We start from the raw sequence: 14,724 nt of genomic DNA, 5'->3' as shown, positions 1-14,724 counted from the left end.
CGGTCTACTCCACGTTGAGTGCCTTCTCCAGAATGGCGAGGCCCTCCTCGAGCAGGTGGTCCGGGATGACGAGCGGCGGCAGGAAGCGCAGCACGTTGCCGTACGTCCCGGCGGTGAGCGCGAGCAGGCCCTGCTCGTGGCACCTGCGCGCGATCTCGGCGGCCGGGTAGGGCTCCTTGGTGCCGGGCACCACGAGCTCCACGGCGATCATCGCGCCGCGTCCGCGCACGTCCCCGATGATCGGGTTGCGCTCCTGGATGGCGCGCAGGCGGGGCAGCATGACCTCGCCGATGTGCCGGGCCCGCTCGACGAGCTTGTCCTGCTCGATGGTCTCCAGCACACCCAGGGCCGCCTCGCAGGCGAGCGGGTTGCCGCCGTACGTGCCGCCGAGGCCGCCGCTGTGGACGTGGTCGAGCAGGTCGGCCCTGCCGGTCACCGCCGCCAGCGGAAGGCCGCCGGCGATGCCCTTGGCGGTGGTGATGATGTCCGGGACGATGCCCTCGTCCTCGCAGGCGAACATGTGGCCGGTGCGGGCGAAGCCCGTCTGCACCTCGTCGGCGATGAACACGATGCCGTTGGCGCGGCAGAACTCCACGATCTTCGGCAGGAAGCCGCGGGCCGGCTCGATGAAGCCGCCCTCGCCCGCGATCGGCTCGATGACCACCGCCGCGACGTTCTCCGCGCCGATCTGCTTGTTGATCATGTCGATCGCCTGCGCCGCGGCCTCCTCGGCGCAGTTGTCCGGGCCGGTCGGCCAGCGGAACGGGTAGGCGAGCGGCACCCGGTACACCTCGGGCGCGAACGGCCCGAAACCGTGCTTGTACGGCATGCTCTTGGCCGTCAGCGTCATCGTCAGCAGCGTGCGGCCGTGGTAGCCGTGGTCGAAGACGACGACCGCCTGCCGCCCGGTGGCGTGCCGGGCGACCTTGACCGCGTTCTCGACGGCCTCCGCACCGCTGTTGACGAGGAACGTCCGCTTCTCGTGGTCGCCGGGCGTGAGCTCGTTGAGCTTCTCGCAGACCGCGACGTACGACTCGTACGGGGCGACCATGAAACAGGTGTGGGTGAAGTCGGCGACCTGCTTCTGCACACGCTCGACGACCCGGGGGGCGGCGTTGCCGACGTTGGTCACGGCGATGCCGGAGCCGAAGTCGATCAGCGAGTTGCCGTCCGCGTCGACGATCACACCGCCGCCCGCGTGGGTCACGAAGACGGGCAGCGTGGTGCCGATGCCCGGAGGCACGGCGGACTGCTTGCGCGCGAACAGCTCGCGGGACCGCGGGCCGGGGATCTCGGTGACGAGGCGGCGCTCCTGGGGGAGCTGCGGGCCGCCGTGCGTGGTGGCAGTGCTCATACCTGAGACCGTACGACCGCCGCTGCCACCTGCCGATATGCCGCTATGTCAGAATATAGGCGTACTTTTGGCCGGTAAGGACAAGCCGGCTGTTCGGGGGGAAGAGCAGTGGCACCCACGCTGCGCCGGATCACCGCGATCGTACCGCTCCACCTCGCGGTACTCGCGGGGCGCAACGGCCTCGACCGGCAGGTCCGCTGGGTCGCGGTGAGCGAGCTGGAGGATCCGACGCCGTTCCTCGAGGGCGGCGAACTGGTGCTCACGACCGGCATGCGCCTGTCCGCCGGCGACGCCGTGCCGTACGTCTCCCGGCTCGTGGCCCGGGGCGTCACCGGGCTGGGGTTCGGGGTGGGGCTGAGCCACGAGGCCGTGCCGCCCGGGTTCGCGGAGGCGGCCGAGGCCGCCGGGCTGCCGCTGGTCGAGGTGCCGAGGGACACCCCCTTCATCGCGATCGGCAAGGCCGTCAGCGACCTGCTCGCCGGAGAGCAGTACGAGGAGATCAGCCGCGCCTTCGCGGCTCAGGGCAGGCTCACCCGCGCCGCGCTGCAGCGCGAGGGGCCGGTGGCCGTGGTGGACCGGCTGGCGCGGGAGATCGGCGGCTGGGCGCTGCTGCTGGACCCCTCGGGCGCCGTACGGCACGCCGCCGACGCGACCGGCCGCCGCGCCGGTCCGGCCGGCACGCGCGGCGCGGCGGCGGACTGGGCGGGGGAGACGGCCCGGTCGCTCGAGCCCGAGATCGCCCGGCTGCGGAACGCGCCGTCGCTGTCGAGCCTCGCGCTGGCCACCCCGGACGAGCATGTCGTCGTCCAGCCACTGGGCCGCAGGGGCTTCTTCGCGGTGGGCTCGCCGCGGCCGTTCGCGCCCATCGCGCACACGGTCGTCAACGCGGCCGGGTCCCTGCTGACGCTCGCGCTGGAACAGGGCAGGGAGCAGCGGTCGGCGGCGGCGCACGTGCGCTCGGCGGTGCTCCGGCTGCTGCTGGCCGGTGAGGCGCGGGCCGCCGCGGAGACCCTGTCGGCCCTGGGCATGCGGCTGCCCCGGGAGCCGGTCACGGTCCTCGCCTGCGACACCCCCGACCCCGAGGCGCTGACCGAGGCCCTGACCGGCGCGGCACCGCACTCCACCGGCGGGCGCCGGACAGCCGCGGCGGGCGCCCATGAGGCGAAGGGCGCGCCGGCCGCCGGGACGACGTCGCGGGCGGTTCCCCCGTGCTTCACCGCCCACTGGGAGGGGCTGCTCGTCGTGCTGGCCCCGGATTCCTGCGCCGACGAGGTCGTCGCGCTGGCCGCGCGGCACGGCCGGGTGGGCGTCAGCGCGCCCGGCGTGGAGATCGCAGCCTCCGCGCGGGTGGACAACCGGGTGGAGAGCCGGCCGGAAAGCCGGTTGGAGAGCCTTGCGGAGATGCGCGCGGAGGCCTGGGACGACCGCGCCGCAGACCGCGCCGCTGACCGTGCCCCGGACCGCGCTCCCGACCATGCCCCGGACCGCGCCCTGCACCGTGTTTTGGACCGTGCTCTGGACCGTGCTCTCGACCAGGCGAGACGGGCGCTCGTCTCGGCCTCGCCGGTGGCGCGCTTCAGCGAACTGGCCGGGCGCGGGCTGCTGTCGCTGATCGACCCGGCCGCCGCCGCGTCGTTCGCCGCGGCGATCCTCGCGCCGCTCCGCGAGTACGGCTCGCGCGCCGATCTGGTCGAATCGCTGCGCGCCTACCTGGCCAGCAACGGCCACTGGGACGCGGCGGCCCAACGCCTGGGTGTGCATCGGCACACCCTCCGGTACCGCATGAAGCGGGTGAGCGAGCTGCTCGGCCGTGATCTGGACGATCCCGCCGTCCGGGCCGAGCTGTGGATCGCGCTGTGCCTGTAGCTCAGACCGGGCTCAGACCGGGCTCAGACCGGGCTCAGGCCGAGGGGCGGGCGAGGAAAGAGCGGATGGTGGCGTTCGTGACGATCTCGTACGTCTTGCCGTCAGGCAGATGTCCGGCACGTTCCAGGCCGAGCGCACCCTGAGCCGCGGCCCACAGCGCATCGGCGATCTTCCGGGGCTGCGTGGGCACCAGGTGCCCGGCGGAGATGCAGTCGGCGATCACCCGGTCCACGATGTTGAGCGCGGCCCTCGCGAGCGTGCGGGCGCGCTCGCTCGGCACGAAGCCGGGGATGGCCCGCTCGAACATCAGGCTGTAGTAACCGGGCTCGGCCAGCGCCGCCTCCCGGTACGCGGGGCCGAGCAGGCTCAGGTGCTCCAGCGGGTCGTCGCGCTTCGGCACTGCCTCCAGCCGGCGGCGGAACCGCTCGAAGCCCTCCAGGTAGAGCGCCTCGGCCAGTCCCTCCTTGCTGCCGAACATCGTGTAGATGACCTGGGTCGAGCAGCCGGCCTCGGCGGCGATCCTGCGTACGGTCAGGCTTTCCGGCCCGGCTTTGGCGAGCAGCCCGTTGGCGACGTCGAGGAGACGGGTGCGCAACTCGTCGTAGTTGCTGCGATGGCCACGTGCGTAGGCACCCTGAAGACCGAGCGGCGCCGGCGTACCCATCAGCGACGAGCCCTTCTCATATTGGGGGTCCCGCGACAGACCCGGATGATGACTTAACCATGCCGCTCCGCCTTCAAACCGCAGTGAAACAGAAAACATCATGAAATTGCCGCGCATCTGTGACATCTGAGAAGTTGTCCACGATGGCGCGATGGAGGGCGGCGATTGGCCCGTCCGGCGTAGGGACCGCCTCCCGCCAGGTGGCATAGCGTGAAGACATGGACGTAGGCCGCACTTCCGATCCCCGCCCCTTCTGGCTCGCCGGTCGCCCCGTCACCGGAAACGCCGAGCAGGCCGTGACCAACCCCCACGACGGCAGGGTCGTCGGCGTCCACTCGGTGCCGACCCCCGAGCAGGTCGAGCAGGCGGTGGCCGCCGCCGACGCCGTGCGCAAGCAGGCCGCCGCGCTGCCCATCCACGTACGCGCCGAGGCGCTGGCCCACGTGGCCCGGCGGCTGACCGAGCGCGCCGAGGAGATCGCCCAGCTCATCAGCGCCGAGAACGGCAAGCCGATCTTCTGGGCGCGGGGCGAGGTGGGCCGCGCGATCTCGACGTTCCGCTTCGGCGCCGAGGAGGCCCGCCGGTTCAGCGGCGAGGTGCAGCGGCTCGACACCGAGCCCGCGGCGCAGGGACGGCTCGCCTACGTCTCCCGAGTGCCGCACGGCCCGGTGCTGGCGATCACGCCGTTCAACTTTCCGCTCAACCTGGTGGCGCACAAGGTCGCCCCCGCCATCGCCGTCGGCGCGCCGATCGTGGTCAAGCCCGCGCCCGCGACTCCGCTTTCGGCGCTCGTGCTCGGCGAGATCCTGGCCGAGACCGATCTGCCCGAGGGCATGTTCTCGGTGCTGCCCGTGCCGAACGACCGGGCGGCCGCGCTGGTGGAGGACCCGCGGCTGCCGGTCATCTCCTTCACCGGCTCCGGCCCGGTCGGCTACTCGATCCTCGACAGTGTGCCGCGCAAGCACGTCACGCTCGAACTCGGCGGCAACGCCGCCGCGGTCGTGCTGGCCGACGCCGACCTCGACTGGGCGGCGAGCCGCGTGGCGCTCTTCTCCAACTACCAGGCGGGCCAGAGCTGCATCGCGGTGCAGCGGGTGCTCGTGGAGGACACGGTCGCCGGCGCGTTCACCGACAAGCTCGTCGCCGCCGTCGGCTCGCTCGTGACCGGCGACCCCGCGGACGACAAGACGCAGGTCGGCCCCCTCGTCAGCGAGGACGCCGCGATCCGCGTCGAGAGCTGGGTCAACGAGGCCGTCGCCGCCGGTGCGCGCCTGCTGGCGGGCGGCACCAGGGACGGCGCGACCGTCGCCCCCACCGTGCTGGCCGACGTGCCCGCCGACGCCAAGGTGGCCTGCGAGGAGGTCTTCGGGCCCGTCGTGATCGTGCAGCGGGTCGCCTCGGTCGACGAGGCGTTCGCCGCGGTCAACGACTCCCGGTACGGCCTGCAGGCCGGGGTCTTCACCCGCAGCCTGGACGTCGCCTTCCGGGCCAACCGGGAGCTCGAGGTCGGCGGCGTCATCATCGGCGACGTGCCGTCCTACCGGGCCGACCAGATGCCGTACGGCGGGGTCAAGGAGTCGGGCGTGGGCCGCGAGGGGCTGCGCTCGGCGATGGAGGACTTCACCTACGAGAAGGTCATGGTGCTCACGGGCCTCACGCTCTGAGCGCTTTGAGACGCCGCGGACTAAGCGGAGGCCGGGCTCGGGGACCACGTCCCCGAGCCTGGCTTCTTCTTCAGGGCGTCAGTCCGCCACGAGCCGTGCCCCGAGGGCCGATCCGCGGGACCACTGCTCGCGCTGCCGCCGTACGGCGTAGGCGCCGGGGGCGCAGCCCGTCCCGCCGTGCTCGGGATGCAGCAGGTAGACGACGGCCGAGGCCTCGAAGACGCCGAGCGCCAGGCCCTCGGCGTCGGCGACGTCCGCCGTCCAGCGGCAGGTGCCCGCGTCGGCGACGAGCGTGTGCGGGTTGCCGCCGGCGGCGCCGCGCAGCAGCTCGATCCCCTCGGGCGGCACGTCCGTCCACCGGGCCCGCGGCCGGGCCCGCACGGAGGACGCGATGAGCGGGAGCGGGACGACGATGAGGTCGCCCTGGGCGTGAAGCCCGTCGACGACGGGGATGCGCGCCGACCGTTCGAGATGGTCGAGCACGGCGAGTCCGGTCCGGTGGGACAGGGATGCCAGAGTCACAGTCATGGGAGTCACCTCAGGTTCGGCGGACGAGTAGGGAGTACTGCTCGGCGGACAGCCCGTAGGTCCAGCCGGCGGCGGCGATCGGGTCACGGAAGTAGCCCGGCACGGTCAGCCCGTACCGCCGGCGGGTCCCGTCGCGTTCGACGGAGCCGTTCACCGCGAGGAGCACCCTGGTCTCCCGGCGCAGGTCGTAGAGCCGCAGGAAGTGGCCGGGGTTGCCGGGGTCGGGCGCGGAGGCGACCGGGCGCAGCCCGGCCCGCTCGATGTAGGCGTCCCAGCCGATGCGCTCGATCGCGCACCGCCTGACCTCGACGTTCTCCTCCCGCTCGATGCGTTCGACGGATGGATCGGTGATCACCCACGGGGGCACGAGTGTGCCGTGCCAGGCGTGCACCTCCCAGCCGTCGGCGTACCGCACGGCCGGGCCGTCCGGGCAGTGCGGCCGCACCTCACCGTCGTCGCCCCACACCTCCGTACGGAGGACGGTGGGCCGTTCGGACACGACGCAGACGTCCTGGCGGGGCCACCACGGGCCGCAGGAGGCGGCCGCGGTGGCCCACAGGTCGAGTTGTCGCGCCTGCTCGGCCGTGAAGACCGCCCCCGCCCGCCGCAGGGCGTCGTAGTGGGCGACCCAGAAGGCGCTCTGGGTGCGGTACCAGGCCGGCCTGGGGAGGTGTGGTGCGTGCGCGGCCAGAACCGGCCTGACGAACGCGCCGTCCATCGAGCGCTCGAGCGAGACGTGGACGTCGCGGCGGATCCAGTCGTCCAGGCCTCGATGCGCGCGGCGGACCCGCGGATCGAGGTCCAGGCAGAGCCCCGTCACCACGGCCTGGAACCGGCGGGTGAGAGGCCAGTCGGATACCCGGCTCGCGTCCTCGACGGAACGTGGACGCAGACCGGGCGGGAGGGTCGTCAGGGCCGTGAGTGGTGACGGGACCCAGTGGAACCGGGGCGGAGCGAGCCCGATCAGCCCGTACAGCCCGGTGATGGCGGCCTCTGCGGCCGGACGGTCGGCGGGCCGCGTCGACAGGATGCGGCCCAGCCATTTTTCGCGGAGTGCGGCAGCTTCCCGCTGCGCGAGAACGCTCACCGGATGCGGGTGGCGTCGTCCTTTCCAACGATCATGTCTTCGATGGTGACAGACGGCCACGGGTCCTGTCCACGGTCAGAGGAGACCGAGCGCCTTGGCGAGGCCGGGGTCGCTGCCCTTGGCCAGGTCGAGCGCCGTCATGGGGGCGTAGTGGTCGACGGGGACGCCGATGGTGTCGATGGTCTCCCGGGCGGGACCGAGGTGCCGGACCTTGGGCAGGAGCAGCACGCTCCCGTCGTCGAGGAGGTACGGCTCGCTCGGGCCGGAGATCGCGCCCGCGGTGCGGGTCCCGACGAGGGTGCCCAGGCCGTTGTCCTTCACGGCCGCGCTGAAGTCCTCGCAGGCCGAGGCGCACGCGCGGTCGGTGAGCACGACCAGGCGCAGCCCGAGCAGGGGCACGGTGTCGTCGGTGCGGTTCGGCGCGCACTCGCCCTTGAGGGGACAGAAGTAGCTGGTGACCTTGCCGTGCGCGAACGCGCCGAGCAGCCGGGTCACCTCACGCGGCGACCCGCCGCCGTTGCCGCGCAGGTCGATGACCGCGGCCTTCGTGGCGCCCTTCAGCTTGGCGATCACCTGGTCGGCCGCGCCCTCGAAGAACCCGGGCACCTTGACGTAGGTGACGCCGCCGGGCAGCGTCTTCGACGTCACCGACCGCTCCTGCTCCCCGACGGGCCCCGCCGTGAGCTTCACGGTTCTGACACGTCCCGTCGTGGGCCGCTTCAGCGTGAGCCGCACGGTGTCGGAGGTGAACGCCTCGACGAGGCTCTGGTTCACCTTGTCCCCGAAGAACGCCGGCATGCCGTCCACCTCGACGACGATGTCGCCGGGCCGGACGCCGGCGCGGTCCGCCGGGCTGCGAGGCAGGACGCGGGTGATGAACAGGGGTGGCCGGGCCGCCGGATCCAGCTGTGGCCCCTGCGCGGCCGACAGCCCCGCGATGCCCGTTCCGGTCGGCCCGCCCTCGGGCGGGGGAGTCGGCCTCATCACCCGGGCGTGGTTGTCGTGCAGCCCGGCGACCATGCCGGTGATCGCGGCGCGCAGCGCGTCCGGGTGGCCGGCGCCGATCACACCGGCGAACGCGGCCCAGTCGGCGTCGCGGTTCCCCGTCAGCGCGGGCAGACCGAGGCCGGCCGCGTCGGCGCCGCGTCGCATCAGCTCCTGCGTGTACGCGGCGAGAGCGTCCCGCAGCAGGACCTTCGGATCCAGCGCGGGCCCGCTGTAGTAGTTGTCCAGCACGCACTCGTACGCCTGCCGGAGCGTGTCCACCGTCGTCGGCGGCGCGGACTCGGGCGGCGGCGCGGTCAGCCGGGCGCACGCGCCGTCCGGAGACGCCGCGGCCGTCGCGGCAGGTGTCGTGGTGGTCGTCGCCGCGGTGGGAGCGGGAACGGTGGCGGTCAGCGCGCAGGCCGTCGCCAGGACGGCGGAGCAGACAGTTCTGATCATGCCCGTCAGCGTGGCCGCCGGCGGGTTGCGCGGCCGTGAACGACATCGTTAACGCCGCTGTTACCCCCCGTCGGTTAGGAACCCGGGTATGCGGGTTCTCGTGGCCGAAGACGAACGCGATCTGGCCGATCTCGTGGCGATGGGGCTGCGCCGTCACGCCATGGCGGTCGACGTGGTCTACGACGGGGCCGCCGCGGCCGAGCGGCTGGCGGTGAGCGACTACGACGTCCTCGTGCTCGACCGCGATCTGCCGGAGCTGCACGGCGACCTGGTCTGCCGCGAGCTGGTGGCGCGCGGCAGCCGTACGCGGATCCTCATGATGACGGCGGCCGCGTCGGTGCCGGAGCGCGTCGCCGGGCTCGGCATGGGAGCCGACGACTACCTGCCCAAGCCCTTCGACTTCACCGAACTCGTCGCCCGGGTCCGGGCGCTGGGCCGGCGCAGCCGGGAACAGGTGCCCCCGGTGCTGGCCCGGCACGGGATCGTGCTCGACACGCACCGGCTCCAGGCGTCCAGGGACGGCCGCCACCTGCATCTGTCGCTCAAGGAGTTCGCCGTCCTTGAGGTGCTGATGCGGGCGGAGGGCGCGGTGGTGAGCACCGAGCGGCTCCTCGAGGAGGCCTGGGACGAGAACGCCGACCCCTTCACGACCGTGGTGCGGGTCGTGGTCAGCCGCCTGCGCGCGAAGCTGGGCGACCCGCCGTGCATCCGGACCGTTCCCGGCGCGGGTTACGTGCTGTGACGACGGTCCGGGTACGTCTCACGCTGATCTACTCGGGGATCTTCCTGCTCACCTCCGTGGTGCTGCTGGTCATCGTCAACACGTTGTTGCGGCAGGCGCTGGCCTCGCGGATCGCGCGGCTTCCCGCGCCGTTGCCGGGAGGGGCACCGCCGGCCCCGGCCGCACCGATGGACAGGCCGCCGGACGCACCGTCGCCGCTGTCCGCGCTGGTGCGGGACGTGATCCACTATCAGTGGGACGTGAGCGTGCTGGCGATCGGCGTCCTGACGGTGGTGTCGGTGGTCGTGGGATGGGTGATCTCGGGGCGTGTCCTGCGGCCCCTCCACCGGATCACCTCCACCGCGCAGCGGCTGTCCCTGTCCACCCTGCACGAGCGGATCGCCCTGTCCGGGCCGCGGGACGAGCTGAAGGAGCTGGCCGACACGTTCGACGCCATGCTCGACCGGCTGGAGCGCTCGGTCGTGAGTCAGCGGCGGTTCATCGCGAACGCCTCCCACGAGCTGCGGACCCCGCTCGCCGTGCAGCGGACGGCGATCGAGGTCGGCCTGCCCGAGGACGTCGGGGAGATCCGCGACACGCTGCTGCTCCACAACCACCGCATCGAAAGTCTCATCGACGCCCTGCTGGTCCTCTCCCAGGCCGAGCACGGGCTGGAGAGGCGGAGCCCGGTGGCGCTCGACGAGGTCGTACGGCTGGTTCTGGCGGAAGCGGACCGCGGTGCGGTGACCGTCACGGCGCGGATGGAATGGTTCGTCGTCCCCGGCGACCCGATCCTGCTGAACCGGCTCGTCACCAACCTCGTCGACAACGCCGTGCGGTACAACCACCCCGGCGGCGCCGTCGAGGTGACGCTCGCCGGGGGCGTGCTGACGGTCCGCAACACCGGTCCCGAGGTGCCGGCCGAGCGCCTGGGCGACATCTTCGCGCCCTTCAGGCGACTGCATACCAGTCGCCGCCAGGGCGCGGGGCTCGGGTTGTCGATCGTCGCGTCGATCGCGACGGCGCACGGAGCCGCCGTACGGGCACGTCCCAACCCCGGCGGCGGCCTCGAAGTCGCCGTGACGTTCCCGACCGGATGAATTTCCCGCGAACAGTGCGGCCGACGGGGATTGGGATCGCCCGACAGGTGCAGTAGGGGGTCGTGACTCCTCCGTTCCCTGGAGGGAGCGGCTTCTCGCTAGGCCGCTTCCGCAGCGTCGCGAAGGGCAAGCCCTGCCCTGAGAATGTTGGTGGCCGCGTTCACGTCGGCGTGCGCCTCGTGGCCGCACGCCTGGCATCGGAACCGGGCTTGGGTGAGGCGGTTGTCCTTCGCGCAGTGCCCGCAACGCGAGCAGGTGCGGGAGGTGTTGCGGGGCTCGACTGCGATCAGTTCGCGACCGGCGCTTTCAGCCTTGTGCGCGAGCACACGCAGGAACACCCCCCAACCCGCGTCCAGGATGCTCCGGTTCAGCCCCGGCTTGGCCGCGACGTTCCGCCCGGGGGCCTCGATCGTGCCGGACGCGCTGCGGGTCATGTTCGCGATCCGCAGGTCCTCATGCACGATCACGTCATCGTCGCGGACCAGCGCGAGCGCCTGGCTGATCGTCTTCACCCGGCCGTGGACCGGGCGGTGCTGATGCACCCGCACGTGGCCGATGCCCTGCAACCGGACGTAGGTCGCGGCCGGGTGCTCGGGCTGACAGTCCCACCGGCAGCCGTCGCCATCCTTGGGCCAGGTCACGGTGTCGAACCAGCCCCGCCCCTTGAACCGGGGAAACCCCGGCGTGCTCCCCGCCTTCACACGGGCGAAGAATGCCGCGAACGCCTTGTCCAACCGCTCCAAGGCGGCGTTGTAAAGCTCCCGGTGGTCGCGCAGGCACTGAGTGAGCGCGGCGGCCTGCTTACGGGTGGGGCGCAGCAGGAACGTGAACGACCTGCGCACGCCCACCTCCCACGCTCGGAAACAAGAACGTCACGGTATCGCCTGGCACCGACAAAACCCGGAAGGAAATCTGTGATGAGCAGACCACGCAGGCCAGGGCACGCCCGGGCCCTGGCGGCCCTCCCGCTTCCGATTCCCCCGTCGCCGGAAGACGACGGTCCCCACGGGAGACTCTGATGGAAATGCCGGAAGCGTCGCAGAGTGCGCGGGAGCACCCGGACGGCGTCGAGTTGCTGCGCCGTACGCCGGGGTTGAAGGTGCTGGACGACGATGACGACGATCCCGTCCTCGTACGCGCCGACGGCGGTCCGGTGGACACCTGGCGCGAGCACTACCCGTACGACCACCGCATCGCCCGGCAGGAGTACGACCGGCAGAAGCGGCTGCTGCAGATCGAGCTGCTGAAGCTGCAGTACTGGCTGAAGGACACCGGCGGGCGCCTGGTGATCCTGTTCGAGGGACGGGACGCGGCCGGCAAGGGCGGCACCATCAAGCGCTTCATGGAGCACCTCAACCCCCGCGGCGCCACGGTGGTGGCGCTGGAGAAGCCCAGCGAACGTGAGCGCGGCCAGTGGTACTTCCAGCGGTACGTCGAGCACCTCCCGGCGGCGGGGGAGATCGTGCTGCTCGACCGGTCCTGGTACAACCGGGCCGGGGTCGAGCGGGTCATGGGCTTCTGCACTCCGGAGGAGTACATGGAGTTCATGTACCAGGCTCCGCTGTTCGAGCGGATGCTCGTGCGCGACGGCATCCGCCTGGTCAAACTGTGGTTCTCGGTGTCGCGGGCCGAACAGCGCACCCGGTTCGTCATCCGCCAGGTGGACCCCGTGCGGCAGTGGAAGCTGTCGCCCATGGACATCGCCTCGCTGGACCTGTGGGACGAGTACACCCGGGCCAAGGAGGACATGTTCCTCAACACCGACACCGAGGACGCCCCCTGGACGATCATCAAGAGCAACGACAAGAAGCGCGGCAGGCTGGAGGCGATGCGCTACGTCCTGTCGCTGTACGACTACGACGACAAGGACGGCTCGGTGGTGGGCGAGCCGGATCCCCTGATCGTCCGGTCCGCCGCCGACATCGTGGACGAGGACAACGCCGAGCCGCTGTCGCCGTTCTGACCCCTCACGCCCGCTCGGCGGTGCGGTACAGGTCGCGTACGGCGTTGCCGAAGTAGGGGCCGTACATCGTGCGGTGGTCGTTGCTGTACTTGAAGCTGCTGACGGACGTCAGCGTGCCCCGGCCCGAGGCGGGGTCGAAGCCGCTGAGCCAGGGCCCGCCGCTGGCCCCCGCCGTGAGGTTGCACCGCAGGCCCTGGTCGCGGGTCTGCCCCTGCGGGTCGCCGTGCGGGACACCCGCGCAGTACAGCAGTCGCTCGCCGTCGTACGGAGGATCGGCGGGGAACCCGAAGCCGTAGGTCCGGCGGCCCCGCGGCGGGTCGAAGCCGATGGGCTGCCCGCCCACGGCGTCGGTCAGGTGCTGCCCGTCCAGGTCGTCCACGGCGACCATGCCCACGTCGTAGTCGTCGTTGCCGGAGCGCGACCAGGGCCCGGCGACGAACATGCGCCGCGCGGGGAAGCCGCCGTACGGCTGCCGCCCCTCGTCGTATCCGGGAACGAAGGTCCAGTTCTCCGCCCAGGCCCCGGCGCCGTCCTTGACGCAGTGCCCGGCGGTGACGACCAGATCCCTGTTCGCGCTGCGGACGGCACTGGCGGAGCAGGAGAAGTCCACCCCGTTCAGCGTCAGGAACACCCTGCCGGTGGTCCTCGTCACCGAACCGCCCGCCGCCCAGCGCGTGCCGCTGGTGGTGACGGGGGGCATCGCCGCCGCCTGCCGTGTCCTGCTGGTCCCGGTCGTCCGGGTCGTCTGGGTCGTCCCGGTCGTCCGGGTCGTCCCGGTCCTCGTGGCCGGCTGGGCCGCGTGGCCGGGGGCGAGAGCCGACCTGGCGGCCGGCGGCAGGGCGGCCCCGACGACGGGCGGCAGGACCGGCGGGGTGCCGCCCAGCAGCCCGACCGGGACCGCCCGCGCCATCCGCTGCGGCGTCCAGTAGATCCCGGACGCGTGCCCGGCGACGTGCTCCACGACGTCTCCGAGGGGCGGGACCTCCGGGCTGGGGGCTCCCAGGAGTCCGGCGACGAGGGCGGTGACGGCAAGCAAGGGGAGGCTCGGAGTCATGGCTCCCGAGTGTGGACCACCGTTCGTGGTCTTGTCGCTACTTTCCGTGAATCAGGTCAGGGCCGTCTTCTGGGCCGCGTTGTAGACCGCCTCGGCCTCGGGGCCGAAGTAGGGCCCGAACATCCAGTAGGACGCGAAGTTGTACTTGAAGCTGTTCACCGAGTTGAGCAGGCCGCCGCCGGTGCTCGGGTCGAACCTCACGAACCACGGGCCACCGCTCGATCCGCCGGTCATGCCGCAGCTCAGTCCCTGGTCCTGGGAGCTGAGGTAGTCGTCGAACGTGCGCCCGCCGCAGTAGACCAGCGTCGACCCGTCGTACGGCGCGCCCGCGGGGTAGCCGAACGCGTACGTCTGCCGCCCGCGCGGCTGGTTGAACGCGACGCCCTGGCCGCCGACGACGTCGGTGAGGCTCTTGCCGCCCTGCGGAGCGACGACGGCGGCGGCGAGGTCGTAGTTCATGTTCTCGCCGGAGTTCCACTGCGAGGTGGTGAGCAGGGTGGTCGCCGGCCAGGTGCCGTTGGGCCGGTCGCCCCGGTCATAGCCGGGGACGAAGACCCAGTTGGCGTGGAAGGCGCCGTTCAGCTTCACGCAGTGGCCCGCGGTGATGACCACGCTTTTGTTGGCGCTGGTGACGGCGGTGCCCGAGCAGGAGGCGTTCCGCCCGGCGTCCGACCCGGCCGTGACCGTGAAGAACACCCTGCCCGTCGTCCTCGCGACCGTCCCGCCCGCCGTCCAGGGCGAGCCCGAGGTCCGCGACGAGACGTTCGCGGCGGCGTCGGCCGCCATGGTCCTGGCCGTGGACGTCGTGGCGCCGGACATGGTGGAGGAGGTGGGCGCGGTGGAGGAGCCGGGCGCGGTGGAGGAGTCGGGCGCGGTGGGGGAGACGACGACGGGCCGTGTCCCGGTGCCGTCGGCGGCGGCGGAGGCGGCCGCGGCGAAGTGCCGGTCGCCGGTGCCGGGCGCGTCCAGCGGCTCGGCGGCCTCCATCCTCGCGGCGGTCCAGAACTTCTTGACCGTACGCTGCTCCGTCGTCGTGTCGGCGGCCTCGTGAACGGCGGGCCGGGGGCCGGCGGCGGCCCGGGTCACGGTCGCCGCGGCGCCGTGTGCGGCGGGGAGCATCGCCCCCGCGGCCGCGAGGGCGGGGACGGCGAGAACCGCGAGACGTCGTGTGGTGGGGTGCATGCCTACCTCCGGGTCGGGATGTCCTGACGCGGGAAAGTAGCGACGCCTTCACCCGGATTTCTCACAATCCATCTATACGGTTATGGGCAAATTCGGTC

General features: G+C 72.2%; 13 protein-coding genes. 5 read left to right on the top strand and 8 right to left on the bottom strand.

Going from position 1 to position 14,724, the window contains the following annotated elements; all coding sequences use genetic code 11:
• Positions 1 to 4: 4 nt before the first annotated feature.
• Complete coding sequence (gabT, locus tag HHX30_RS38755) at positions 5 to 1,354, bottom strand: 4-aminobutyrate--2-oxoglutarate transaminase (protein WP_169988927.1); 1,350 nt, start codon at positions 1,352 to 1,354, stop codon at positions 5 to 7.
• A 108-nt stretch (positions 1,355 to 1,462) separates the two neighbouring features.
• Between gabT and HHX30_RS38750 the strand changes: the two genes are divergently transcribed.
• A complete protein-coding gene (locus HHX30_RS38750) occupies positions 1,463 to 3,220 on the top strand; it encodes a PucR family transcriptional regulator (RefSeq protein ID WP_311923032.1) in 1,758 nt (585 codons plus the stop codon).
• 34 nt (positions 3,221 to 3,254) lie between these two features.
• Here HHX30_RS38750 and HHX30_RS38740 read toward each other — a convergent pair whose 3' ends face one another.
• Complete coding sequence (locus tag HHX30_RS38740; RefSeq protein ID WP_169988926.1) at positions 3,255 to 3,884, bottom strand: TetR/AcrR family transcriptional regulator; 630 nt, start codon at positions 3,882 to 3,884, stop codon at positions 3,255 to 3,257.
• Positions 3,885 to 4,102: 218 nt separating this feature from the next.
• On the opposite strand from HHX30_RS38740, the gene HHX30_RS38735 reads away from it, so the two are divergent.
• Entirely contained in the window at positions 4,103 to 5,548 is a 1,446-nt protein-coding gene (locus HHX30_RS38735; protein ID WP_169988925.1) for an aldehyde dehydrogenase family protein, read from the top strand.
• Positions 5,549 to 5,626: 78 nt separating this feature from the next.
• Here HHX30_RS38735 and HHX30_RS38730 read toward each other — a convergent pair whose 3' ends face one another.
• The 3 genes from HHX30_RS38730 to HHX30_RS38720 all read right to left on the bottom strand — a co-directional run bounded on the left by HHX30_RS38730 (position 5,627) and on the right by HHX30_RS38720 (position 8,606).
• Positions 5,627 to 6,076, bottom strand: coding sequence for a hypothetical protein (locus HHX30_RS38730; protein ID WP_169988924.1), 450 nt, complete (start codon positions 6,074 to 6,076; stop codon positions 5,627 to 5,629).
• A gap of 10 nt (positions 6,077 to 6,086) precedes the next feature.
• On the bottom strand, positions 6,087 to 7,163 hold the full coding sequence (locus tag HHX30_RS38725) for a DUF6745 domain-containing protein (protein ID WP_169988923.1): 1,077 nt from the start codon (positions 7,161 to 7,163) through the stop codon (positions 6,087 to 6,089).
• Between the two features lie 75 nt (positions 7,164 to 7,238).
• The gene (locus tag HHX30_RS38720) at positions 7,239 to 8,606 is read right to left on the bottom strand and encodes a S41 family peptidase (protein ID WP_169988922.1); all 1,368 of its coding nucleotides are present in this window, start codon (positions 8,604 to 8,606) and stop codon (positions 7,239 to 7,241) included.
• An 88-nt stretch (positions 8,607 to 8,694) separates the two neighbouring features.
• Between HHX30_RS38720 and HHX30_RS38715 the strand changes: the two genes are divergently transcribed.
• Complete coding sequence (locus tag HHX30_RS38715; RefSeq protein WP_169988921.1) at positions 8,695 to 9,348, top strand: response regulator transcription factor; 654 nt, start codon at positions 8,695 to 8,697, stop codon at positions 9,346 to 9,348.
• Positions 9,345 to 10,427: an ATP-binding protein gene (locus HHX30_RS38710; protein WP_169988920.1), complete on the top strand. Its 1,083-nt coding sequence runs from the start codon at positions 9,345 to 9,347 to the stop codon at positions 10,425 to 10,427. The genes HHX30_RS38715 and HHX30_RS38710 overlap by 4 nt, the downstream gene beginning before the upstream one ends.
• A 98-nt stretch (positions 10,428 to 10,525) precedes the next feature.
• Here HHX30_RS38710 and HHX30_RS38705 read toward each other — a convergent pair whose 3' ends face one another.
• Positions 10,526 to 11,269: a transposase gene (locus HHX30_RS38705; RefSeq protein ID WP_311923031.1), complete on the bottom strand. Its 744-nt coding sequence runs from the start codon at positions 11,267 to 11,269 to the stop codon at positions 10,526 to 10,528.
• A 176-nt stretch (positions 11,270 to 11,445) separates the two neighbouring features.
• On the opposite strand from HHX30_RS38705, the gene ppk2 reads away from it, so the two are divergent.
• Positions 11,446 to 12,390 carry a polyphosphate kinase 2 gene (ppk2, locus tag HHX30_RS38700; RefSeq protein WP_169988918.1) on the top strand — a complete coding sequence of 315 codons (945 nt, stop codon included), beginning with the start codon at positions 11,446 to 11,448 and terminating at the stop codon, positions 12,388 to 12,390.
• 4 nt (positions 12,391 to 12,394) lie between these two features.
• Here the strand turns inward: ppk2 and HHX30_RS38695 are convergent, their stop codons facing one another.
• Positions 12,395 to 13,444 carry a serine protease gene (locus HHX30_RS38695; RefSeq protein ID WP_169988917.1) on the bottom strand — a complete coding sequence of 350 codons (1,050 nt, stop codon included), beginning with the start codon at positions 13,442 to 13,444 and terminating at the stop codon, positions 12,395 to 12,397.
• Between the two features lie 51 nt (positions 13,445 to 13,495).
• Positions 13,496 to 14,626: a serine protease gene (locus HHX30_RS38690; RefSeq protein WP_169988916.1), complete on the bottom strand. Its 1,131-nt coding sequence runs from the start codon at positions 14,624 to 14,626 to the stop codon at positions 13,496 to 13,498.
• Positions 14,627 to 14,724: the final 98 nt, after the last annotated feature.

Source organism: Microbispora sp. H10836, from assembly GCF_012999525.1.
In the GTDB taxonomy this organism is placed as follows: domain Bacteria; phylum Actinomycetota; class Actinomycetes; order Streptosporangiales; family Streptosporangiaceae; genus Microbispora.
This window is presented reverse-complemented; position numbering and strand designations above follow the sequence as displayed.